Origin of the sequence: Motiliproteus coralliicola, from assembly GCF_003345655.1 — a bacterium.
Classification (GTDB): Bacteria; Pseudomonadota; Gammaproteobacteria; order Pseudomonadales; family Balneatricaceae; genus Motiliproteus; species Motiliproteus coralliicola.
In genome coordinates this window covers 16,436-40,596 of record NZ_QQOH01000006.1, presented here as the reverse complement: position 1 = coordinate 40,596, position 24,161 = coordinate 16,436, and the positions used below count along the sequence as shown (strand labels likewise).

At 56.4% G+C, this 24,161-nt stretch carries 21 protein-coding genes; 16 read left to right on the top strand and 5 right to left on the bottom strand.

From position 1 onward, the window contains the following. Window positions 1-17: 17 nt before the first annotated feature. From DV711_RS19410 to DV711_RS18095, 3 genes are all read left to right on the top strand, one after another. Window positions 18-1,397: a hypothetical protein gene (locus tag DV711_RS19410; protein WP_133297487.1), complete on the top strand. Its 1,380-nt coding sequence runs from the start codon at window positions 18-20 to the stop codon at window positions 1,395-1,397. A gap of 193 nt (window positions 1,398-1,590) precedes the next feature. Further along, on the top strand, window positions 1,591-2,364 hold the full coding sequence (locus DV711_RS18100) for a tetratricopeptide repeat protein (RefSeq protein ID WP_114697158.1): 774 nt from the start codon (window positions 1,591-1,593) through the stop codon (window positions 2,362-2,364). After that, a complete protein-coding gene (locus DV711_RS18095) occupies window positions 2,361-5,537 on the top strand; it encodes a calcium-binding protein (protein WP_133297486.1) in 3,177 nt (1,058 codons plus the stop codon). The genes DV711_RS18100 and DV711_RS18095 overlap by 4 nt, the downstream gene beginning before the upstream one ends. Window positions 5,538-5,608: 71 nt before the next feature. Here the strand turns inward: DV711_RS18095 and ubiT are convergent, their stop codons facing one another. Next, window positions 5,609-6,169 (bottom strand): ubiquinone anaerobic biosynthesis accessory factor UbiT, encoded by a 561-nt coding sequence (gene ubiT / locus DV711_RS18090; protein WP_207802686.1) that lies wholly within the window; start codon window positions 6,167-6,169, stop codon window positions 5,609-5,611. A gap of 115 nt (window positions 6,170-6,284) precedes the next feature. Here ubiT and DV711_RS18085 point away from each other — a divergent pair, with 115 nt between their 5' ends. The 6 genes from DV711_RS18085 (at window position 6,285) to DV711_RS18060 (ending at window position 12,140) form a co-directional block, all read left to right on the top strand. Then, window positions 6,285-6,851, top strand: a complete 567-nt coding sequence (locus DV711_RS18085; RefSeq protein WP_165840166.1) for a TlpA family protein disulfide reductase — start codon at window positions 6,285-6,287, stop codon at window positions 6,849-6,851. 236 nt (window positions 6,852-7,087) lie between these two features. Next, on the top strand, window positions 7,088-7,378 hold the full coding sequence (locus DV711_RS18080; RefSeq protein ID WP_114697155.1) for a c-type cytochrome: 291 nt from the start codon (window positions 7,088-7,090) through the stop codon (window positions 7,376-7,378). A gap of 430 nt (window positions 7,379-7,808) precedes the next feature. Next, complete coding sequence (gene ccmI / locus DV711_RS18075; protein WP_114697154.1) at window positions 7,809-9,101, top strand: c-type cytochrome biogenesis protein CcmI; 1,293 nt, start codon at window positions 7,809-7,811, stop codon at window positions 9,099-9,101. Between the two features lie 45 nt (window positions 9,102-9,146). After that, window positions 9,147-9,614, top strand: a complete 468-nt coding sequence (gene ccmE / locus DV711_RS18070) for a cytochrome c maturation protein CcmE (protein WP_114697153.1) — start codon at window positions 9,147-9,149, stop codon at window positions 9,612-9,614. A 6-nt stretch (window positions 9,615-9,620) separates the two neighbouring features. Beyond that, window positions 9,621-11,576 (top strand): heme lyase CcmF/NrfE family subunit, encoded by a 1,956-nt coding sequence (locus tag DV711_RS18065; RefSeq protein ID WP_114697152.1) that lies wholly within the window; start codon window positions 9,621-9,623, stop codon window positions 11,574-11,576. Between the two features lie 24 nt (window positions 11,577-11,600). Then, the gene (locus DV711_RS18060) at window positions 11,601-12,140 is read left to right on the top strand and encodes a DsbE family thiol:disulfide interchange protein (RefSeq protein WP_114697151.1); all 540 of its coding nucleotides are present in this window, start codon (window positions 11,601-11,603) and stop codon (window positions 12,138-12,140) included. Window position 12,141: 1 nt separating this feature from the next. Here the strand turns inward: DV711_RS18060 and DV711_RS18055 are convergent, their stop codons facing one another. Beyond that, window positions 12,142-13,716 carry a bifunctional aminoglycoside phosphotransferase/ATP-binding protein gene (locus tag DV711_RS18055; protein ID WP_133297485.1) on the bottom strand — a complete coding sequence of 525 codons (1,575 nt, stop codon included), beginning with the start codon at window positions 13,714-13,716 and terminating at the stop codon, window positions 12,142-12,144. 47 nt (window positions 13,717-13,763) lie between these two features. Here DV711_RS18055 and mrcB point away from each other — a divergent pair, with 47 nt between their 5' ends. The 7 genes from mrcB to DV711_RS18020 all read left to right on the top strand — a co-directional run bounded on the left by mrcB (window position 13,764) and on the right by DV711_RS18020 (window position 20,086). Beyond that, entirely contained in the window at window positions 13,764-16,106 is a 2,343-nt protein-coding gene (gene mrcB / locus DV711_RS18050; protein WP_114697149.1) for a penicillin-binding protein 1B, read from the top strand. Window positions 16,107-16,145: 39 nt separating this feature from the next. Continuing rightward, entirely contained in the window at window positions 16,146-16,736 is a 591-nt protein-coding gene (locus DV711_RS18045; protein ID WP_133297484.1) for a tetratricopeptide repeat protein, read from the top strand. A 105-nt stretch (window positions 16,737-16,841) separates the two neighbouring features. Then, entirely contained in the window at window positions 16,842-17,420 is a 579-nt protein-coding gene (locus tag DV711_RS18040) for an anthranilate synthase component II (RefSeq protein WP_114697147.1), read from the top strand. Between the two features lie 81 nt (window positions 17,421-17,501). Continuing rightward, window positions 17,502-18,524: an anthranilate phosphoribosyltransferase gene (gene trpD / locus DV711_RS18035; protein WP_114697146.1), complete on the top strand. Its 1,023-nt coding sequence runs from the start codon at window positions 17,502-17,504 to the stop codon at window positions 18,522-18,524. Window positions 18,525-18,546: 22 nt separating this feature from the next. Then, window positions 18,547-19,362 carry an indole-3-glycerol phosphate synthase TrpC gene (gene trpC, locus DV711_RS18030; protein ID WP_114697145.1) on the top strand — a complete coding sequence of 272 codons (816 nt, stop codon included), beginning with the start codon at window positions 18,547-18,549 and terminating at the stop codon, window positions 19,360-19,362. A gap of 64 nt (window positions 19,363-19,426) precedes the next feature. Then, window positions 19,427-19,849: an OsmC family protein gene (locus DV711_RS18025; RefSeq protein ID WP_114697144.1), complete on the top strand. Its 423-nt coding sequence runs from the start codon at window positions 19,427-19,429 to the stop codon at window positions 19,847-19,849. 21 nt (window positions 19,850-19,870) lie between these two features. Continuing rightward, window positions 19,871-20,086 carry a hypothetical protein gene (locus DV711_RS18020; protein WP_114697143.1) on the top strand — a complete coding sequence of 72 codons (216 nt, stop codon included), beginning with the start codon at window positions 19,871-19,873 and terminating at the stop codon, window positions 20,084-20,086. Window positions 20,087-20,211: 125 nt separating this feature from the next. On the opposite strand, the gene DV711_RS18015 is transcribed toward DV711_RS18020, so the two are convergent. The 3 genes from DV711_RS18015 to DV711_RS18005 form a co-directional block, all read right to left on the bottom strand. Next, window positions 20,212-20,793, bottom strand: a complete 582-nt coding sequence (locus DV711_RS18015; RefSeq protein ID WP_114697142.1) for a gamma-glutamylcyclotransferase family protein — start codon at window positions 20,791-20,793, stop codon at window positions 20,212-20,214. Between the two features lie 50 nt (window positions 20,794-20,843). Next, window positions 20,844-21,812: a porphobilinogen synthase gene (hemB, locus tag DV711_RS18010; protein ID WP_114697141.1), complete on the bottom strand. Its 969-nt coding sequence runs from the start codon at window positions 21,810-21,812 to the stop codon at window positions 20,844-20,846. A gap of 150 nt (window positions 21,813-21,962) precedes the next feature. Further along, window positions 21,963-23,981: a methyl-accepting chemotaxis protein gene (locus DV711_RS18005; RefSeq protein WP_114697140.1), complete on the bottom strand. Its 2,019-nt coding sequence runs from the start codon at window positions 23,979-23,981 to the stop codon at window positions 21,963-21,965. Window positions 23,982-24,161 lie beyond the last annotated feature (180 nt).

The following is a 24,161-nucleotide window of genomic DNA, read 5'->3' as shown; positions in this document are numbered from 1 at the left end:
ACATTCAATGATGAGTTATGACAATAGTTATATTATCTAAGGAACATGCTCAGGCTTTAATTGAGGCATCTGGTGAGTTCAAGGATGGTGTCTCAACAATTAAATCTATTCAAGATCTTTCTGATCAAAATAGTGGTCCTCTAGATAATATAGGGGCGCTTTCAACAACAATAAGCCAATCAGTTAAGATTCTTGAATCTATTCCTATAGATCAAGTATCAAAGTTTGGAGAAACGTTTGGAATAGCATTTAACCATAGCCTTTCTGTAGCAGGCTCGGCAGCTAGCTTTGCAAGCTTAATGTCTAAAATAAATGATGGGTCAGCATCTTCAAAAGATATTGCAGATTTCATTGCTGGTCTAGCAGGGGCTGTTACTACTTATGCACCACACCCTGCATTGAAGGTTTTTGCACTAGGGTTATCTATGGCAGTGATGGCAATTCCAGATGAGTATTGGGAGGGCCTGGATGAATTTGCATCTGATATCAGTGATTCTATCTCTGATATTGCAAACGCTGTTGGGGACACTGTTGATCAAATATCAGATAGTCTAGATTCGGTACTATCCGATATGACATCAAAGTTCGGAGTTTTAGGAGTAGAATCAGACACTGATAACTTTGACGGATGGTCCGATATTGATCAATCAGTCAATCAATCTTTTAATTCCGCTAAATCCTGGACCGCTCCCCTTGTCCACTACGATCCGCTAACCCTTGACCTCGACGGAGACGGTATAGAAACCCTCGCCGCCGATGGCTCCGTGCTCTTCGATCACGACGGCGACGGTATCAAGCATGCCACCGGCTGGGTGGCTGCCGATGATGGGTTGCTGGTGTTGGACCGCAACGGCAACGGTACCATCGATAACGGTGCCGAACTGTTCGGCGACAGTACGCTGTTGGCGGACGGTAGCACCGCCGAGCACGGTTTTGCCGCGCTGGCGGATCTGGACCAAAACGGTGACGGCCTGGTCGATGCCGCCGATGCCCAGTTTGCCGATCTCAAAGTCTGGCGTGATCTGAATAGCGATGGTATCAGCCAAGCCGATGAGCTGCTGACGCTGGCCGAAGCCGGTGTGCAAAGCCTCTCCGTTGAGCCATTCCGCGACACCGTTAATTATGGCGAGGGCAACAGCTCGCAGCTGTCGGGCAGCTTCTCTCGTACCGACGGCACTACAGGGCATATGGCTGATCTTGATCTGGCTTCCAACCTTTTTTATCGCGAATATATCGACACCGTTGTCATCCCGGTGGAGCTGGAGGGCTCGCCCGATATGCGCGGCTCCGGTGCGGTGCGGGATCTGCGCCAGGCCGCCGCCCTCAGCCCCGCGCTGGCGGCCATTCTTAGCCAATATGCGGCGGCGGGAAGCAAAGCGGAACAGGAAGCCCTATAGGAATGGGGTCTGACCCCTTTGACTACTTTGACTAAGTTAAAACTGGAACACGACGATTAAGTGAATACTTTTTGGCACCGCTGCTGAGGTATCGGCAGGAGAGTGTTAGGGAAAGATAGCAGCTACTGTGTAAAAAGATAAATAATTACTATAGGTCTCTTTTGTGTGATAGGTGTTGGTTTGAGGGTTGGTTATGAAAAAAGAATTTGCGGCTTTTGTTTTTATTCTTGTTGGTTTTTTACCATTAGGGGTATTAGCTGCTGATGATCATAACTGCAGTCGTTACTGTGATTATATTGATCTGCTAATTGATGTTAGTGAACCTCATGAAATTAATATAGGTAGTATTCATGAGTCTGCAAGGCTAGGTGACTCATTTTCTAAATTCAATCTCGGACTTATCTATCTTAATGGAATAGCTGTTGACCCTGATAAGGGGAAGGCTTTTTATTGGATGGAACAAGCTGCGAAAGATGGTTTGGTAGAGGCTCAATATAACTTAGCCGTATTTTATCATAAAGCGTGGGGGGTAGATTGGGATTTAGTACAAGCTAGGAAGTGGTATGAGATTGCTGCTGGTAATGGCTATGTTTTCGCAATCTACAACTTGGCTAGGATGTATGAGTATGGTGCAGGAGGAAATAAAGACTATGTGATAAGTAAAGAATATTATGAAATGGCAGCAGAAGCAGGGATACATATCGCATTAAGTCGTATTGGTCGTTTCTATCTGGACGGTAAAGGCGTTGATAAAGATTACAAAAAGGCTTTGATGTTATTTCGGGAGGGTGCTTCTCATTCTGAATCAGAGTCGATATATCAGCTAAGTTCTCTTTATTTATCGGGTTTGGGTGTTAAGAAAGACGTGTCAAAAGGAATAGAACTTACAAAACAGGCTGCGTTATTAGGAAGTAATAACGCAAAAAAGGAAATGGAATATTTTGATAAGCAAAGGAGGCTAAAATGAATTACGAGTCAATTATAGCAAACTCAATTGAGGATTTGTATGAGGCAATAAAGGCTGACGGTGCTCTTGAGCAAGCTTGTGCTGATTATATGAATGACCAGACGCCAGAAAATAAAGAGGCTGTTGATAGATTGTACTTTAGATCTCGATCAGAGGTAATTGAATCTTTACTAGAGCTGATTCCTTATGACGATGTTTATCAAATTGATTTGGAAGAATATTTTGATCAGTTTTTGGATGGGTATCTGAAGAATACAGTTGAAAGGATAGATTCAATTGATCAGTATATAATTTCCAACATTGATCCTGTTTATAATCGCGGGTCTGAAAGAAAATTTATACCTACTGCATGTCGGATTCACGAGTTTACCAGTACAGGCTTTAACGATGCCCAATCCTGGACCGCCCCACCACCCCGTCGTCGCGATCCCTTAACCCTAGACCTAGACGGCGACGGGATTGAAACCCTCGCCACCGATGGCTCCGTACTCTTTGATCACGATGGCGACGGTATCAAGCACGCCACCGGTTGGGTCGCTTCCGATGATGGGTTGCTGGTGTTGGATCGTAACGGCAACGGTACCATCGATAACGGTGCCGAACTGTTCGGCGACAGTACGCTGTTGGCGGACGGTAGCACCGCGGAGCACGGCTTTGCCGCATTGGCGGATCTGGATCAAAACGGTGACGGCGTGGTTGATGCCGCCGACGGCCAGTTTGCCGACCTCAAAGTCTGGCGTGACTTGAACAGCGATGGTATCAGCCAGGCCGACGAACTACTGACGCTGGCTGAAGCCGGAGTCCAAAGTCTCTCCGTTCAGTCCAGCAGCAACAACGTTAATTATGGCGACGGCAATACCTCACAGCTGTCGGGCAGCTTCACCCGCACCGACGGCACCACGGGGCATATGGCTGATCTGGATCTGGCTTCCAATCTCTTCCATCGTGAATTTACCGATACAGTTGCGATCCCGGAAGAGCTGGAAGGGTCACCCGACATGCGCGGCTCCGGCGCCGTGCGCGACCTGCGCCAGGCCGCCGCCCTCAGTCCCGCGCTGGCGGCCATTCTTAGCCAATATGCGGCCGCGGGAAGTAAAACGGAGCAGGAAGCCCTGCTCGATAACCTGCTGATCGAATGGGCCAACAGCGCCGACTTCGACACCTTGTCCGAACGCCTTGAGGAATGGAATACCTCCAACCCCGGTGACCAGCGCGCCTACACGGGCGACTACGCCACCGGTCAGGCCACGACCATGCTGGATAAACTGCAGGTTCTGGAAGTCTTCAATAATAACGAATTCGGCAATGCCCAAACCATCGTAGCCACCGACGGCTCCAGCACCCTCTCGGGCGCCCAACACGACCTGCTCGACCAAGCCTATTCAAGCCTGCGCCAATCCGTCTACGACGCCCTGCTGATGCAAACCCGCCTGAAACCCTATGTCGATTCGATTGGGTTGCAGGTGTTAGATGGCGAGCTAGCACTAGATTTTGGGGAGATGGAAGGGGTTTTCTCTTCAGAGCTTTCAGGAGCCCCGGAAAATGCTGTTGCCAATCTGCTGGAGCTGAATCAGGTTACGGATAACTCGTTAGACCAGAGCAACTGGAATCTCAATACTTTCCTCGCCGACCAACTACGCACCGCCTCAGCATTAACCCCGGCAGTTCAAGCATTGCTAGAGGAACATAGCATTGCAATCTTGTTAGAAGATACAACGGATCATACTTTAAGCCAGGCTGGAATTGTTGTTGGTAATGCTATGGATAACAGCATATCCGCTATCGTAGGCAATAACGAACTGTATGGTGGTGAAGGCAATGACAGCATTACAACCTCAGGGGGGAGCAACTTACTGGATGGCGGCGCAGGTGACGATACGCTGATAGCACAATCCGGAACGGTTGCGGATGACATACTTCGTGGAGGTGATGGTAATGACTACCTGAAGGTAAGCCACGGGGATGACATTTTGGATGGTGGTGCGGGGGATGATCTGTTGCTAACCAGCCGGACCAATGCCTCTCTGAAGAGAAATTACCACGTTCGATGGATAGGCGGAGAAGGGAATGACCGTCTGGAAGGGTATGCAAGTTCGGATACCTACGTCTTTAATCGCGGTGATGGTCAGGATGTAATCAATGATCATAACGGCGGTTACAGCGCGACGGATGTTATTGAATTTGGTGAGGGTATTACTCGTGAACATATCTCGGTGGTAAGGGATGGAAGTCATCTGGTGCTACAGATCAGTGATCCTGATGGCATCGCGAACGATCAGATCACTCTTGAAAATGCGTTGTCAGATAGCGCTTATCAGATTGAGTTGTTGAACTTTGCCGATGGCAGCAGTTTGACGAATGCTGAGCTGATGGAGATCGTTTCTGTCTGGCATGGAAGTGATGCCGATGACGTGATGGAGGGCTCTAATCAACGTGATGTGCTCTACGGGGAAGGAGGCAACGATACCCTAACTGACAATGCTGGCAATAACGAACTGTATGGTGGTGAAGGCAATGACAGCATTACAACCTCAGGGGGGAGCAACTTACTGGATGGCGGCGCAGGTGACGATACGCTGATAGCACAATCCGGAACGGTTGCGGATGACATACTTCGTGGAGGTGATGGTAATGACTACCTGAAGGTAAGCCACGGGGATGACATTTTGGATGGTGGTGCGGGGGATGATCTGTTGCTAACCAGCCGGACCAATGCCTCTCTGAAGAGAAATTACCACGTTCGATGGATAGGCGGAGAAGGGAATGACCGTCTGGAAGGGTATGCAAGTTCGGATACCTACGTCTTTAATCGCGGTGATGGTCAGGATGTAATCAATGATCATAACGGCGGTTACAGCGCGACGGATGTTATTGAATTTGGTGGAGGTATAAGCTCTGAAGAGTTGTGGCTCACCCGAGACGCCAACGACCTGGTAATCGATACCATTGGCAACAGCGATCAAATTCGCATCGAAAACTGGTACAGCAGCAGCTCCTACCAAATCGAGCGAATTGAAACAGCGGATTCAGTGCTGACCAACAATCTTGTCGACCAACTGGTCAACGCCATGGCTGAGTTTGATGTCCCCGCGGGTGATGGTGCGGTTGTGCCTCAAGAGGCGAAGGATCAGCTTGCTCCGGTGATTGCATCCAGTTGGCAGCCTTTGGTGTAAGCCTAATCGCAAGTACAAAAAGCCGTCTGGAGTCTATCCGGGCGGCTTTTTTGTTTGTAAGTATCTAGGTATTACAGCAGTTTGCTCAACAGCGGCGCGCCCTTGTTGAGGATCAGTTTGATCATCGGCGGCAGGCTGTCCTGATCGACGCTATCCATCAGGTTCTTCACTTCCAGCCCGACTTCGGTATCGCCTTCGATCATCAGGCGGCGCTGGAAGAACAGGCTGTCGGGGTCTTCGCTGCGGGTCGCCAGCAGTACGAACTCTTTCAGGTTACCGCGGATGCCGGCATCTTCGATCTCGTCAGGGCTGGCGATCAATCCATCTTCTTCGCTGTAGCTGAAGAACCAACGCAGCTGCAGGTCGCTGATCTCAACTTTCAGCCACTTGCCTTCGAGGAATTCGAAGTCGCCGTCTTCTAAAGGCTCGGCGAAGGCTTGCTCCATCAGGTTGAGCATCACTTTGCGCTGTACCGGGAAAGGGATCTTACCGGCCTGCTGCATCGCTTTAACGGAGACTTTCTTCAGCAGCTCGGCGGGAAGTGCCGGCTTGGGTGCCGAGATCGGCAGGGCGGAAAAAGGCAGCTGGCTGATGGGGAAATTCGGCAGCGGAAGTGTAGGCAGTTTGATCATAGGGCAGAATCGCAGGCTGAGATGGCTGACAGTTGAGTTGATCGATTATTCCACAGTGATTGCGGGTTTTAAATCCGCCCGGCAGTTGGTATCACCGCTTTGTTCTGATAATTTGATGCCGCTCAATTTCCATCTGTTCCCATCGATCACTGCAGGGCTGGCCATGATTCAACCGGAGATGATTAAACGCTGTGCCACGCTGTTGCTGGCTTCGCTGCTGATGATCGGATTGGCCGGTTGCAGTTCGGAAGCGGAGACCGAGACCGGACCGTCGATCGCCGACGTGGTACTGCCGGATCTGGATGGCAAGCCACAATCTTTCCAACAATACGCCGGTAAAACCCTGGTGGTTAATCTGTGGGCCACCTGGTGCGCGCCCTGCGTGAAGGAGATGCCGGCGTTGCAGCGTTTGAGCGAGGCGCTCGACCCGGCGCGATTTGTGGTCGTCGGGGTCAATGTCGATCAGCAGGCCGAGCCGGTGAAGGGCTTTCTCGTCGAGCATGGGATCAGTTTCCCCCAGCTTAGCGATGCCAAGATGGCATTTGCCAGCGATACCCTGGGAGTCAATGTCTATCCCTATACCCTGATCGTCGATCCCCAGGGAATGGTCCAGCAGCGGATTCTTGGGCCGCGGGAGTGGGACGACCCGGATTACTACCAGGATCTGTTGGCTCTAGACTGAGCCAAAACTCGCCCCGGCTTTCCTTAAGGCATCATTCAGCTTGCCTGATCAACAATGCTCATCGACAGAATTTTTCAGGATTTGGAGAACGAAGTTGAGAGGGAGATCGGGCCTCTAAGGCCGAATATCTCGGGAAATTAGACCAATTCCCGGTTATTCAAGAAACCTCACTTCTGGTATAGTCTCCACTGCTCTTCACGAGCTATCACTTTTGAGAAGGTAATAGGTTGATTATTATGAAAAAAGTAATTGCTTTTGCTGCCGCTGCTCTGATGAGCACTGCTGTATTTGCTGACGGCGAAGCTGTCTACAACAAAGCATGTGTAACTTGCCACGCTGCTGGTGTTGCTAACGCTCCTAAGACTAAGGACGCGGCTGCCTGGGCTCCTCGTATGGAAGCTGCTGGCGGCATCGACGGACTGCTGGCCATCGCTAAGTCCGGTAAGGGTGCGATGCCTCCGATGGGTCTGTGCGCCACCTGTACCGATGACGAGCTGAAGGCCGCCATCGAATACATGCTCAAGTAAGAGTACTGGACGTAGCCCTTCACGGGCTGCGTCCTCCCTTGTTTTGCTCTCCTCGCTTTATCCTGATTTTCCCGCTGTTAATCCCTCACCAACGGTAACAAGCCCGTTTATTTCTCGTCTGCATTAAGGTGCTTTGGCTGCAACATTATCTTTGGCCGAAATTGCATTAGATCAATGCGGGGATATATGTCATCGCTTTAGGCTTGATCAAAATCTGTTGATGGTGGCCGTTGTGCACTGTCGATAGGGGGCCAAAGCAGTATAATGCTGCGCTGGCGTAAAATCGGTCAAACTTTTGCCCCGCTTCGCTGTCTACGATGACGCCGGAGCAGTGAAGTGCCCGCAGAGGGCCGCTTGACCGGCAATAACGATATGTTCGGATGTGACAACCGAAAACTTGAGATCCCTCTCTTTGGTGTAATTACTGATTATGATGACGCTTTTTTGGTCGATGATGGCCGTATTGATCGTGCTGACGCTGGTGTTCATTTGGTGGCCCTGGCTGCGCAAAGCAGATCCTCAGCAGCAACTCTCCGCGGTCGATCGTAATCAGCTCAATATCGAAATTTTCAAGCAGCGACTGACTGAGCTGGAGAAGGAACTGGCCCAAGGCAATCTGGATCAGACTGCCTTCGATGAGCTGAAGCTGGAGCTGGAACAGAACCTGCTGCAGGAGGTCGACGAACCCGAAGCACAACAGCAATCGGCTGCTGCTTCGCGCGGACCGATCTGGCTGCCGGTGGGGCTGAGTGTACTGGTTCCGGTACTGTCGATCGTGATGTACCTGAAATGGGGCGCCAGCGATAAACTGGCGATTCCGGCGGCACCGGTGGTTCAGCAAGGTGAAGAGCAGCAGGGGCATGATCCGCAGTCACTGGAAGAGCAGGTGGAAATGCTCCGTGAGCGGATGCAGGCGTCACCGGACAACCCCGAAGGCTGGTTTATCCTGGCCCGCACCTACATGACTTTGGAGAACTATAAGGAAGCGGCTTGGGCTTACGGACGCTTGACCGATCTGATCGGTGAGCAGGCCGAAATTTTGAGCCAGCAGGCCCAGGCGCTTTACTTCGTCAACGATCACCGGGTAACCGACGAGGTACAACAACTACTGGATAAGGCCTTGGAGCTGAATCCGGAGGATCCGGGTGCTCTCGGACTGCAGGGCATCGCGGCCTATACCCAGGGCGACTTCATCGCCGCAATCGAATATTGGACCCAGCTGATCGAGACCGATCCGGAAAGCCCCAGCCGTAACGGTGTGGTCGACATGATCGAGCAGGCCAAAGCCAATCTGGCCCAGCAGGGCGTGGTCTACGAACCGAAGATTCCGGCAGCACCGAGTGCTGCACCTAGTGAAACCGATCCTGCCATGGCGGCGCTGATCCCGGTACGGGTGGAGCTGGCGCCGGAACTGGCCAACGGTTTGGCCGCCGACACCACGGTGTTCGTGTTCGCCCAACCGGTCGATGGGCCGAAGATGCCGCTGGCAGCTGCGCGCCTGAAATTGAGCGACCTGCCCGCCGAACTGATTTTGGACGATTCAATGGCAATGACGCCGATGGCCAAGCTGTCTGCCCACCAGCAGGTGCAGCTGCGGGCCAGTGTCAGCCGCTCTGGTGATGTCAACCTGCAGCCGGGCGACCTGCGTGGTCAGGTGACTCCGGTGGCGGTCAGTGGCCATCAGCAGCCGGTCACCGTATTGATCGATCAGGTCGTGCAGTAAACCTGCATGACCGAGCAAGAATTCTAGTTTTTGAGGTAGTTGAAGATGACCCCCAAACGCAAAAAACGACTGGCACTAGTGCTGTCTATTGTCGTGGGTGTGAGTGCCGCCGTCGGTTTGTCGCTCTATGCGCTGAATCAGAACATCAACCTGTTCTTCTCACCAACTCAGATCGCCAGCGGTGAAGCACCGATCGGTCAGCGGATTCGTGCCGGTGGCATGGTGGTGGACGGCAGTGTTAATCGTGACCAGCAGAGCCTGAAGGTTAACTTTGGTCTGACCGATTACGAGTCCGATATCACCGTTGAATACACCGGCATCCTGCCCGACCTGTTCCGCGAAGGGCAGGGTATTGTGGCGATGGGTGAAATGAACGAGCAGGGCATCTTTGTAGCGTCTGAAGTGCTGGCCAAGCACGATGAAAACTACATGCCCCCCGAAGTACAGGAAGCCCTGGACGCAGCCGGTAAGACGGCTGACGGTCAGGATGCAACACCTAAGGCCGGAGGTTAAGCGCCGATGATCCCCGAGTTTGGTACCTTCTCGCTGATTCTAGCGCTGTGCCTGAGTATTGCCCTGGCGGTCGTGCCGCTGGTGGGCGCCAGCAGCGGAAACGCCCAGCTGATGGGTTATGCCCGTCCGTTGACTGCCGGCGTGTTTGCGCTGCTGACCTTCAGCTTTGGCTGTCTGTTTTACGCCTTTTGGACCGATGATTTCTCGGTTCAGTATGTCGCCAATCACTCCAATACGGCCCTGCCGCTGGAGTTCAAACTCAGTGCGGTCTGGGGCGGCCACGAGGGCTCGCTGCTGCTGTGGCTGTGGATCCTGGCCTGTTGGACCTTCGCGGTCAGCATCTTCAGTAAAGAGATGCCACAGGAGATCCTGGCGCGAGTGCTGGCGGTGATGGGGATCATCATCATCGGTTTCGGCCTGTTTGTACTGCTGACTTCCAGTCCGTTTACCCGTTACCTGCCTAATTTTCCGGCCGACGGCGCCGACCTGAACCCGCTGTTGCAGGATCCGGGACTGATCTTCCATCCGCCGATGCTCTATATGGGCTATGTGGGCTTCTCGGTGGCGTTCGCCTTTGCTATCGCGGCGCTGTTGAGCGGTAAGTTGGATGCGGCCTGGGCACGCTGGTCGCGGCCCTGGACCAACGTGGCCTGGGTATTCCTGACTCTGGGTATCGCACTGGGCAGCTGGTGGGCTTACTACGAGCTGGGCTGGGGCGGCTGGTGGTTCTGGGATCCGGTCGAAAACGCCTCCTTTATGCCCTGGCTGATCGGTACCGCGCTGGTGCACTCGCTGGCGGTGACCGAGAAGCGCGGCGTGTTCAAGAACTGGACCCTGCTGCTGGCGATCTTCGCCTTCTCGCTGAGCCTGCTGGGTACCTTCCTGGTGCGTTCCGGGGTACTGACCTCGGTACACGCCTTTGCCACCGATCCGACCCGTGGTATGTTTGTGCTGGTGCTGCTGGCAATCACCGTTGGCGGTTCGCTGTTGCTTTATGCCCTCAAGGCTCCGAGCGTGAAAAGCGACTCCAACTTTACCCTGGTGTCGCGTGAAAGCTTCCTGCTGGTCAACAACATTATCCTGACCGTGGTCTGTATCACCGTGCTGCTGGGTACCCTGTACCCGCTGATCGTTGACGCACTGGGAATGGGTAAACTGTCGGTGGGGCCTCCCTACTTCAACGCTTTCTTCGTTCCGTTCATGAGTCTGCTGACGCTGTTTATCGGTGTCGGTACCCTGTCGCGCTGGAAGCGTAACGGTGGCCAGATGTGGCGCACCCTCGGTGTTATCGCGCTGCTCTGTGTGCTGGCCGGTATTGCCACCCCGTTTGTCTACGCCGGTGCGATGGACTGGTGGGGCGCGCTGGGCGGTGGCCTGATGGCCTGGGTGTTGTTCATCTCGTTCCGCGATGTGATGAACAAGGTCGCCAACAAGACCGACAAGCTGGCGGCGGTATTCAAACTGTCGCGGGCGTTCTGGGGCATGGTGCTGGCCCACATCGGCGTCGGTATCACCATCGTCGGTATCACCATGGTGACGATCTACAACGACGAACGTGATCTGCGGATGGCGATCGGCGATACCATGACGTTGGGCGATTACAGCCTGACCTTTACCGATGTGCGTAAAATCGAAGGTCCGAACTTCATCAGTGATCAAGGGGTGTTCGAAGTCACTCTAGACGGCCGGCCCTACACGACACTGGCCCCGGAGAAGCGCTTCTACACCACCACCCGTCAAATCATGACCGAAGCGGCGATCGATCCGGGCCTGTTTCGTGATCTCTATGTGGCGCTGGGTGAAGAGTTGGAGGACGGTGCCTGGGCGGTTCGGTTCCAGTTCAAGCCGTTTGTGCGCTGGATCTGGCTAGGCGCCATCTTTATGTCGATCGGTGGCCTGCTGGCAGCGATGGACAAACGTTACAGTCGTAAACGGATGGGCGCTGCTAAAGCGTCCAGCTGATTCGAGTTTGGAGTAGTTAAGATCATGAATACGCGCCGTGCATTACTGTTTATTCCGATCATCCTGGCACTGGTGTTGGGGGCGTTCCTGTTCAAGGGGCTGTCCCTGAACCCGCGTGAGCTGCCCTCTGCACTGGTGGGGAAGCCCTTCCCGGCCTTTGAACTCAGTGCCCTGCAGGATCAGGCTAAGCAATTGACCAAGGTGGATCTGCCCAAGCAGCCGCACCTGGTCAATATCTGGGCGACCTGGTGTCCGTCCTGTAAGGTCGAACACCCGCAGCTGCTGAGCATCGCCCGCGATGACAATATCCCGATTGTGGGTTTGAACTACAAGGATACCGCCCCGGAAGCCCAGAAGTGGCTGCGGGTGTACGAGAACCCTTACGTGTTCAACATCTTCGACCCCAAGGGCAAGCTGGGTTTTGATCTAGGGGTGTACGGCGCACCGGAGACTTACATCGTCGATGCCAAGGGCATCGTGCGTTATCGTCACGCCGGTCCGATCGATGTCGAGACCTGGAAGACCATGCGCAATATCGTTCGCGACCTCGAGCGCGAGGGATAAGCTAATTCCGACTTAACAGTCTCAAGCAGGCTTCGACCTGCTCCGGTCGGTCTGTATCGATCTGGATACTGACCGCCGCCTCCTCCTCCGACAGCGGCTCCCGATTCTGCAGCTGCTGCTCCATCACCGCCACGGTAGCCTCCGATGGGTCCTGGCTTGATTGCCGGATTTCGATCCGTTCGGCCAATCGGGATGCGTTGGTATCGCAGCACAGAATGTTGACCGACCAGTCATGCTGCCCGGCTAGCTCGATAAATGGACGGCGTTGATCCGCCCGGAGAAAAGCAGCATCGATAATCACATCGAAGCCCTGTGCCATCAGGCTGGAGCCGTCCTTAAGCAGCTGTCGATAGGTGGCCTGGTTGAGGCTGTCGCCGTAGCGGGGCAGCTCCGGTTGCCGTTGATGCAACTGTTTGCGGAGTCGATCTGAGCGCAGTCGCAGCCAGGGTTGCTGCTCCAGAAGCTGTTGCGACAACCAGCTTTTGCCGCTGCCGGAAGGGCCTTGCATCAGCACCAAGCGTCCCCGCTTCGCAGACGGAGTGGGTTGCAGCAGTTGTTCCGCCAGTTGCAGGTGTAGCAGCAGATCGTCCCGTAGCGCGGGGGGCAGCGGCAGACCCGGCTCGCCGCTACCCAGCAGGCTGACCTTGGCCCGTACCATCGAACGGTAGGCCATATACAGCGGCAGCAGGCCGGCGCCGGTGTAATCCGGACTCTGCTCCAGATAGCGATTCAGCAGTCGGTAGCTCAGCTGCCGATGGCCGCGCAGTTGCAGATCCATCAACAGAAAAGCCAGGTCGTTAAGCGGATCGAGCCAGCGATAACGCGGGTTGAATTCGATGCAGTCGAACGGACAGGCGCGGCCGTCCACCAGGGCGATATTGCCCAAATGCAGGTCGCCGTGGCATTCGCGGATCAGGCCCTGATCCTGGCGTCGTTGCAGCAAGTCCTGCTGGGCGGCAAAGCGCTGCAGATACTGCTGTTCTACCCGGTTCAGCAGCTGCAACAGATCCGGCTCATCGGACTCGAGAAGCTCCAGATAGGGGCGACACTGATCAAAGTTCTGCTGCATCACGTAGCGCACGGTTTCTACGCTGCCCAGACTCGGGTCAGGGGGATCGGCGGGAGCCCGGGCGTGAATTCCGGCCAGCTCGGTGGCCAGATGCAGCAGTTCGGCTTCGGGTAGCTGTTGCTTTAGTTCAAGCTCGCTGAGCAATTGCGGCTGCTCGAACTGGCGCATTTGCACCCCATAGTCGAGGGCCTGCGGATCGAGTGGCTCGGTTTCATCGACGTTGACTCGTTGCGGTGCCTGAGGGGTACCGATGATTTTAACCAGCCCATGGTAGAGCGCGGGTGAAAAACGCCGGTTTAATCGCAGCTCGTGAAGGCAGTCATCGAAGCGTTTTTCCAGCGTGGTAAAGTCGAGAAAACCAAAATCGACCGGTTTGCGGAATTTATAGGCAAAAGGACCGGTCAATAGCACCCAGGAGATATGGGTTTCGATCAGTTCGAAGGTGGTGACCGGATGGTCGAACCGTTGCGGATGCTGCAGATTGTTGATCAGTTCGGCACTCGTCATCTCGGTCAGTTCCCATTCATTCAACAGAGTCGATTATACTGCGCGCCATGGCGAAAAAGAGTGTTAAATCAAAAGCGGCCGCTGCTAAAGCCGGCAAGGCTAAGAAATCCGGACAGCGTCGGTCGCTGTGGGGTTTGCTGTTCAAGTTAGGGCTGGCGCTGTCGGTATTGGCGGCGTTGGGGCTGGTCTATCTGGATGCCAGTATCCGCAGCAAGTTCGAGGGCAAGCGTTGGGCGTTGCCGGCCAAGGTTTATGCTCGACCGCTGGAGCTCTACGCCGGTAGGGATCTGCGCGCCGATGAGTTGGCGATCGAGCTGAAGCAGCTGGGCTATCGAATGGTCGATCGTCCGCGTCGTCCCGGCGAAGCCAAGGTTCAGTCCTGGCGGGTCGAGCTGGTCAGTCGTGGGTTTGAGTTTGCTGACGGTGCCGAACCGTCACGACCGTTGGACCTGCGCTTCGGCGATGGTCGGTTGCAGACACTCAGCAGCGGCGGGCGCTCGCTGGCGGTAGCGCGGCTGGAGCCGGTGCTGGTCGGTGGAATCTATCCGGCCGATAACGAAGATCGCGAGCTGGTTAAGCTCGATCAGGTCCCCGAGACGCTGGTACAGGCGTTGATCGCCGTCGAAGACCGCAATTTCTACACTCACCACGGGATCTCACTGAAGGGGATCGCGCGGGCGATGTGGGCCAATGTCCGCGCCGGTCGCCTGGTGCAGGGCGGCAGTACCCTGACCCAGCAGCTGGTGAAAAACTACTTCCTGACCAGCGAGCGAAGCCTGGCACGAAAGCTGACCGAAGCGCCGATGGCGATGCTGCTGGAACTGCACTACAGCAAGGACGAAATTCTTCAGGCTTACCTCAATGAGGTCTACCTGGGGCAAGCCGGCTCACGGGCGATTCACGGTTTCGGATTGGCCAGTAATTACTATTTCGGTAGGCCACTCGACAGCCTGTCTGTGGATCAGCTGGCATTGCTGGCCGGCTTGGTCAAAGGACCGTCCTACTACGACCCGCGGCGCCGACCTGAACGGGCTACTCAGCGCCGTAATCTGGTATTGAAGCTATTGGGCCAGCAGGGCCTGATCAGCGAAGCTCAGGCAGAGCAGCTCAGTCGTCGACCGCTGGGAGTGGTGGCCAAGAGCAGCCTGACCAAGGGGGCCTTCCCGGCCTACCTGGATCTGGTCAAGCGCCAACTGCGTAAGGAGTACCGCCAGGAGGACCTTTCATCCGAGGGGCTGCAGGTGTTCACCAGTCTGGACCCGATCGTACAGCGTCAGGCCGAAGCTAGCCTTAAGCAAGTCACGGCCCGATTGCAGAAACATCACGGCAAAAAACTCAAGGGGCTGCAGGGCGCGATGGTGGTGGCCAACAGTCAGACCGGCGAAGTGGTCGCCGTGGTTGGTGATCGTGAACCGCGCTATCAGGGCTTTAACCGAGCGCTGGATGCGATCCGGCCGATCGGTTCGCTGGTCAAACCGGCCGTCTATCTGGCGGCATTGGAACGGCCCGAACAGTACACCCTGTCGACCCCTATTGAAGATCAGCCGTTGCAACTTCAAAACCCGGACGGTTCGGTCTGGAGCCCCAATAACTTCGATAAGAAAGCCCATGGTCGGGTGCCGCTGCACCAGGCGCTATCGCGCTCCTATAACCTGGCCACCGCCAATCTGGGGATGGATCAGGGTATGGCGCGGGTGATCGATGCGCTTGAACGACTGGGGGTACGGCGTGATATCAAGCCCTATCCGGCGACCTTGCTGGGCTCGTTGAGCCTTAGTCCGTTGGAGGTGTCGCAGCTATACCAGACCATCGCCGCCAACGGTTTCGAGACCCCGCAGCGGGCGATCCGTTCGGTGCTGACCGCCGAGGGTTCGTTGCTGTCGAGTTATCCGTTTGAATTGCAGCAGCAGTTCGACCCGGCACCGATCCACCTGATCCAATATGCGCTGCAGGAGACGGTGCGCGAGGGGACGGCTAAATCGTTGTATCGTCGCTTCCCGGATTCGCTCAATATGGCCGGTAAGACCGGTACTACCAACGATCAGCGAGACAGCTGGTTTGCCGGCTTTACCGGTGACTACCTGGCGGTGGTCTGGCTGGGTCATGACGACAACCGACCGACGCCGTTGACCGGTAGCAGTGGCGCGCTGCAGGTCTGGGCCGAGTTGATGGCCAAACTGCGTCCGGCCAGTTACCAGGCGGTACCACCTCCGGATGTGCAGTACCTGTGGGTCGATGAGAGCCTGGGAGTGCAGACCGAGCAGGGCTGTCCCAACGCGCGGTTGGTCCCGTATATCGTCGGCTCCGAACCACAGCGTAAGCACGACTGTGGTATACAGGCACCGGTGCGGCGGGCCTCCGACTGGTTCCGGCGCTTGTTTGGCGGTTAGCGCCGGGATTAAACTGGGGTTTTGGCCGTGGACCTGTCGATGAATCCGATGCTCTCAAAAATGCTACCGCTGGGCTTGCTGCTGTTGCTGGCCGGCTGCGCGGCGCCCAATTACAACGTTCCAATCGAAGATCGCAGCCAGCGCTCATCTACCGGTACGATTTCGCCTTCGACGCGGGTCGATCCGCCGCCTCCAAGCTATCCGCAACCTGACAGCCCAGCCACAAGCGGCTCGGAGTCCGACTACCCGCAAGCGGGCGAGCCTGCCCGCAGCTACCCGGTCGAGCCGATCGAACCGATCGAGTCCAGCGCCCCGGTGGTGCCACAGCAGGCGCCGCCCAGCAGTGTGACTTATGCAGGTCCGTCACCGGCACTGTTGGCACTGATGGAAAAGGCCGATGCGATGGAGTCTCGCGGTGATATGCGCGGCGCTTTAGCGCAACTGGAGCGGGCCCAGCGGATCTCGCCACGCGACCCGATGGTTTATCTGCAACTGGCACGGCTGCGGCTGCACATGAACGATCGGACTCGAGCGAAGCAGCTGGCTCAGCGGGGGCTGTCGTTGGCCGGCGGTGATCCGGATCTGACCGCCGCTTTCCAAGCCCTGCTGGCGGAGCTGAAGCGCCGTTGAGTCGGCTTGGGCGCGGACTCGCATCTACCCGATAACTGCGACATAATGACCGGCCTTTAACCACAGCCGTAACGGCCGAACAGCCCGCGATAGATAGGTTTACCCATGCTGCTGATGATCGACAATTACGACTCCTTCACCTACAACGTGGTGCAGTATTTTGGTGAGTTGGGGGCCGATGTGCAGGTCTACCGCAACGACGAGATCAGCATCGACAAGATCGAGGCGCTAAACCCCGACCATCTGGTGATCTCCCCCGGTCCCTGTACCCCCAATGAAGCGGGGATCTCGATGGAGGCGATCAAGCACTTCGCCGGAAAGCTGCCGATTCTGGGGATCTGTTTGGGGCATCAGAGCATCGGCCAGGTATTCGGCGGTGAGATTGTCCGCGCCGGCCAGGTAATGCACGGCAAGGTGTCCAAGGTGTTTCACCACGACAAAGGGGTGTTTCAGGGCCTGGATAACCCGTTTGATGCCACCCGTTACCACTCGCTGGTGATCGCGCAGGAGAGTCTGCCGGATTGCCTCGAGGTTACCGCCTGGACCGAGACCGAAGAGGGGCTGGTGGAAGAGATTATGGGGGTCCGGCACAAGACCCTCGATATCGAAGGGGTCCAATTCCACCCCGAGTCGATCCTGACCGATCACGGTCATAAGATGCTGAAAAACTTCCTCGACCGCTGAGTGAGACTGACTCAGCCCGAGTAAGTACGAACAAGCCAAATACCGACCCACGAAGCCAATAGCTCAGAAGCGGAGATGCAGATGGAAATTCAGGCAGCGATCAAAGCCCTGACCGAAGGCGAAAGCCTAACTTCAGAACAGATGCAGTCGGTGATGCGTACCATCATGACCGGCGAGGCAACCCAGGCTCAGATCGGCGGCTTCCTGATCGCACTGCGAATGAAAGGTGAGACCGTCGACGAGGTGGCTGGTGCCGCCCAGGTGATGCGCGAGCTGGCCTCGGGAGTTCAGGTCAGCGGTGATCATGTGGTCGATACCTGCGGTACCGGCGGCGATGGTGCCGGTATCTTCAATGTCTCCACTGCCGGCTCCTTCGTGGTGGCCGCCGCCGGAGGCCGGGTAGCCAAGCACGGCAACCGCTCGATCTCCAGCTCCAGCGGTAGTGCGGATCTGCTCGAGGCCGCCGGAGTGAACCTGGGACTGTCACCGGAACAGGTTGGCCGGTGTATCGAACATCTGGGTGTCGGTTTTATGTTTGCGCCGGCTCACCACAGTGCCATGAAGCATGCGATCGGCCCGCGTCGTGAGATGGGGGTACGCACCGTGTTCAACGTGCTCGGCCCGTTGACCAATCCGGCCGGAGCACCGAACCAGGTACTTGGTGTGTTCAGCCGTGACTGGGTGCGGCCGTTGGCGGAAGTGCTGCAGCGTCTGGGCAGCCGTCATGTGATGGTGGTACATGCCGAAGATGGTCTGGACGAGATCAGTATTGCCGGGCCGACGCTGGTGGCCGAGCTCAAAGACGGTCAGATCAGTGAGTACATACTGACGCCGGAGCAGCTGGGTCTGAATAGCCAGCCGCTGGATCCGCTGGTGGTCGACAATGCCGAGCAGTCGCTAGCGCTGGTTCGTGAAGTACTGTCGGGCAAGGCCGGTGCCGCCGCCGATATCATCAAACTCAATGCCGGTGCGGCGATCTACGTGGCCGGGCTGGCCGAGTCGCTGCAGGCCGGTGTCGACAAGGCGGCTGCGATCCTGCAGGACGGAAGCGCCGAAGCCAAACTTGCGGCGCTGGTGGAACTGTCCAACCAGCTAGCCGAATAATTTTCTAAGGTTTTTGTAGTTCATGGATACCAATACCCCGACCATTTTGTTGAAGATCCTGCAACGCAAGCGTGAAGAGATTGCCGAGCGTAGCGCCAAGGTATCGATCGATGATCTGTACCGTCAGATCGAATCCCAGCAGGCCGACGACTGGTACGCTCCCCGGGGGTTTGTTGCCTCGATGCGTAGCACTATTGCCGAGGGGCGTTCGGCGGTAATCGCCGAGGCCAAGAAAGCCTCGCCCAGCAAAGGGGTGATTCGGGAGAACTTCGATCCGGCCGCGATTGCGCAAAGCTATCAAAAGGGTGGTGCCAGCTGTCTGTCGGTGCTGACCGATGTGGACTTCTTCCAGGGTGGCGATGCCTACCTGCAACAGGCCCGACGCGCTTGCGAGCTGCCGGTGATCCGCAAGGATTTTATTATCGACCCTTACCAGGTGGTCGAAGCCCGTGCTCTGGGCGCGGACTGTATCCTGCTGATCGTCGCGGCGCTGGATGATGCCCAGATGAGCAGCCTGCATGACCTGGCCGTTGAGCTGGGGATGGATGTGCTGATCGAAGTCCACAATGCCGAAGAGCTGCAACGGGCGTTGAAAGTGGACGCCAAGCTGGTGGGTATCAACAACCGCGATCTGCATAGCTTCGAGGTCAGCCTGAACAACACCTATCAACTGCTGGACTCGATTCCGGCCGACTGTCTGGTGGTCACCGAGAGCGGCATTCTTAACCGTGACGATGTGCAGGCGATGCGGGACCATGATGTCCATGCTTTCCTGGTCGGTGAAGCCTTTATGCGGGCCGAAGAGCCGGGCAGCGAGCTGCAGGCGCTGTTTGCTTAAGCGCTGAGCCAACAAACAACCGAACATTTCCAAACCGAATAATTAAAAGAGCAGAATTCCTCGTATGAAAGTCAGCATCAATTGGGGCGGCGACGCCCGCTTCGACGGCACCACCGGCACCGGCCACACCTACACCATGGATGGCCCGGAGGATCACGGCGGCAAGAATCAGGGCGCCCGACCGATGGAGATGGTGTTGCTGGGACTTGGCGGCTGCTCCAGTTTCGATGTGATGAGCATCCTGAAGAAAACCCGTCAGGATGTGGTCGACTGTCGTACCGAGATCGAGGCCGAACGGGCTGACGCGGTACCGGCGGTATTTACCAAGATCCATCTGCACTTTGTCGTTTCCGGTCGTAATCTCAAGGAAGCCCACGTCAAGCGGGCCGTCAGCTTGTCGGCAGAGCAGTACTGCTCTGCGTCGATCATGCTGGAGAAGGGTGGTGTGGAGATCAGCCACAGCTACGAGCTGGTCGAGGTCGAATAAACCCATTCCTAAGGACTATCGATGCCCAAGCAATTGCAAAAGACGCTGAAGTCACAAGCGGGTTTCAGCAAAGGCGAAATCATCGTCATCCTATTCACCCTGGCGGTGCTGACCTACACCTATGTGTACCTGCCCAGCCAGGAAGAAAAGCAACAGCCGGCGGTTGAACAACAGCAAACCGAGCAGCTCGAGAGCCAGAAGGCTGACGACCAGCCAAGTGGTGTTTCAACCTACTGAAGCTGGTTCGAACCACCAGTTATACCGGCTGCGATAGGCGTCGTTCGAATCCGGGCGACGCCTGATTGCGGTTCCTATTAGCGCCCTGGTGTTTATCGCACTGACTGATTCGGCGCTCAATTCAATCAAATCCTCCAGTCGATCAGTTTCGCTTCCAGCAGTTCGTGCTGACAGCGGCGATGATCCGGATGATCAAGCGGTGCTATTTGTTGATAACTGACCTCGGCCTCGGGACGCAGATCCTGCCTGCTCTGCTGGATGGCCAACTGCTGTTGGTACTGAGGGGGAAGTCCCAGGTATCGCGCCCCCAGGGTGACCAGTGCCAGGTACCAGTCAAACGGGAGCAGAGTGGTTTCGATCAAGGCCGGTTCGGCAAGGTAGGTAAAGCCTTCCTGCCGCTTCCCATCGAGATCCAGCCCAATGGACAACCGTTGGTAGCCCCCTTCAATGCGATCGAGTAGCGGAATCTGATCGGCAGGAATCTGGAACAGGGCGCCGAAGCTGGTATGGCCGGGAAGTTCGGTCAGGGTGCACTTGCCGCTGCCATCTCGGCCACGCTTGGAAAAATCCAAGCGTCGGTCGGCAATTTCGACTCGAGCAACTAGGGTACATCGGCTCAGGCGGGCGCCAAGGCGTTGTGGATGAAGGTTGGAGCCGTAGGCCAGGTAGAGCACTTGTCTGGCCGGGTGGCGCATGGAGCTATTCATATAAAGGCCCTGTTGCCGTTGATCAGCAACAGGGTAACAGCTGTGGGTCGTTACTGCTTCAGCAGCTTGGCGGCATCCAGCGCGAAGTAGGTGATGATCAGGTCGGCACCGGCGCGCTTGAACGCGATCAGGCTCTCCATCATCACGGAGGGGCCGTCGATGGCGCCGGCCTGGTGGCCGAACTGGATCATCGCGTATTCACCACTGACCTGGTAAACCGCCAGCGGCTTGTGGGTGTGCTGGTGAATATCGCTGAGCAGGTCGAGGTAGGCGATGCCTGGTTTGACCATCAGGATGTCCGCGCCCTCTTCAACGTCACGCAGCGATTCAGCCAGTGCCTCGCGGCGATTGCCGTAGTCGAGCTGGTAGCTGTCGCGGGTACCGTTGAAGTTGCTGTCGACCGCTTCACGGAACGGGCCGTAGAAGTTGGAGGAGAACTTGGTGGAGTAGGACATCACCGGAATATGCTCGAAGCCGTTGGCGTCCAGCGCTTCGCGGATCGCCGCGATCATACCGTCCATCATGCCCGACGGAGCGATCATATCGACGCCGGCACGGGCCGCGACCAGCACCTGTTTCTGCAGGTTGGCCAGGGTGGCGTCGTTGTCGACGTCGTGGTCGCAGATCACCCCGCAGTGGCCATGCTCGGTGTATTCGCAGAAGCAGTTGTCGGAGATTACCACCATCTCCGGTGCGGCTTCCTTGGCGCTGCGGATCATTCGCGCCAGCAGGCCGTCTTCGTTCCAGGTGTCGGAGCCGATTGCGTCCTTGTGATGCGAGATACCGAACAGGATCACCGACTTGATACCGGCCTCCCAGGCTTGCTGCACCAGTTCTGGCAGCTGCTCTTCAGGGTAGCGGCTGACGCCGGGCAGAGTCTTGATCTCGACCGGATCGCTGATCCCTTCCTCGATGAAGATCGGCAGGATCAGGTCGTCGACGGACAGTTGAGTTTCACGGACCATATCGCGCAGCGCGCTGGTGCGACGCAGGCGTCGAAAACGGTGGGTTAGTTGCATACTCGAATCCCTAACATGACTAAAGCCGGGGCGTGGCATCCGCCTCGGCTGGGTTGCGAGCATGGTAGCAAAAACCCGGTGGCAGCGGCCAGCAGGCCGCCGTAGAGCAGGGGTCTAATTTGAGCTTGCTCAAGCCGTTCCGAGATTGGATTAGGATTCCTGTCCGGTGTTGTTTTGCGGCAGTTTGAAGTGATTGATCAGGTCCTGCTGCTGGTGTGCGATATCGACCAGCTGTTCGCTGGCATGGGAGACCTGTTCTGCGCCGCTGGCGGTATCGCCGGCATCCTGGTTGATGGTCACCAGGGTTCGGCTGACCTCTTCGACCGCCACCTTTTGCTGGGTGGCAGCTTCCGCGATCTGGGTGCTCATGCGATGGATCTCGGCGGTGGCCTGATCGATCTGCTGCAGCGCATCTCTTGAACTGTCGGCACTGCTGACACACAGGCGGGACTGCTCGACACTGTCACTGATCACGTCGCTGACCCGGCGGATGCTGGTCTGCATATTCTCGACCATCTGCTGGATCTCGTGGGTCGAGTTCTGGGTCCGGCCGGCCAGTTTGCGAACTTCATCGGCGACCACGGCGAATCCACGGCCATGCTCACCGGCACGGGCGGACTCGATGGCAGCATTCAGCGCCAGCAGGTTGGTCTGCTCGGCGATATCCCCGATCGTATCCAGGATCGAGTCGATCTGCTGGCCGTAGTTGCGTAGCTGATCGCTGTCCTTGACCGCGGATTCGAGCGCCTTGCTCTGCTGTTCGATCCGTTCGTGGGTATGTTGAACCTGCTCGGTGGCATCGCTGCCCAACTGGTTGCACTGCTGTACCGCTACCAGGGTGCTTTCGGCATGGCTGGCGACTTCGGCAACGGTGGATTCCAGCTCGGCAGCGGCCGAGGAGGTCAGCTCCAGCTGCTGGCTCTGGCTGGCCATCGAGTCGGTGGTGCTGCGGCTGATCTCGGCGTTGCTCTCAGCCACCCGGTTCAGTTGATCGGCGCCGGTACTGATCTGATTCAGGGTGCTCGAGAGTTGATCAACCAGGGTGTTGAGTGCGCGTCCCAGACGACCGAACTCATCATCCTGCTTCTGCGGGAAACGGACCTGCATATCGCCTTCGGCCAGTTCAGCCAGGCGAGTCAGGGTCTTGCGTAGCGGCCGGGAGATGGCCCGGACCGATGCCAGGCTGGTGACGATGGCCAGCAGCGTCGCACCGATCAGCAGGGCGATAATCAGCATCTGGCTGACCTTGCTGGCCTGGTCGGCTTCGATCTCCAGCGCCTCGGAGCGTTGCTGGGCCAGCAGGCTCATCTGCTGGGCGGAATCCTGCGATTGTTGCAGCAATTCTTCGGTGCGGTGAAGCTGCTGCTCGAGTTGCTGTGCACCCAGATAAGCCTGTCGATAGAGCGCGGTCAGGCCGTTGTCGGAATAGAGCTGCTCGTTCAGATCCCGGATCAGTACCTTGACCCGGCCGCTGCTGCTATCGGCCTGCAGTAGCTCGTCGAACGCGCTTTGCAGCTCACCCTTGGTGTCATTGAGCTCCTCTTCCAACGTCGGGAAGTCGCCGCTCTGCTGATAGTTGATCAGCTGGCTTTTATGATCGTTGGTTGCCCGCATCAACCCGCGGGCTTCGGCCAAGGCGGCATTGGGGTTGCTGGCGGCGCGGGAGATATACTGCTGGCCCCAGTTGCTGAGGCTGTCGATCTGACGCTGGAAGCGGCTCTGCTTCTGCTTGACCCGAAGGATGGCACTGATCTGCTGTTGGTGCTGAGTCATCAGTTCGGCCGCCGCGCTGGCGTACTCGGCCTTGATGCCGGCGGTCTGGCCGCTCAGCTGCTGTAGCTGGGTGTCATCGCCGACCAGCTGCAATAAGCGCTCCTGCTGCTGATCGAACAGTGCCAGTTGCTGCTCGAACTGCTGCTGCATCTGTTCGCGCATCTCATTATCGGCACCTTGCTCGGCCAGCAATTTCAGGATCGCGATGCCGGCTTGCTGCAGTGAGATCAATTGGCCGGAACTGGCGTCGCTAAGTGGTAGCGAGCGTTCGGTGATTTGATGCAGACGCTGGTTGATATGGCTGCTACCCCAGAGTCCGCCAGCACCGACCACCAGAATCGAGATGACCAGTAGGGTGAATCCCAGGGAGATTTTTTGAGTCACTGAGAACGACATGAGCAGTGCCCCTTAACAGTGTTGTAATGTTGTTATTATCTCGACCGACGGTAGAAGCTGACTGGATAATGTTCAATGAATTTCGCCGAAAAACTGCGTTTGGCTCTATAAAAAGATCGAATTGGCCCCAAGGTCAGGTCCAGATCCGGTAAGCCGTCCCGCCTGTTTTTTGCTCGCTAC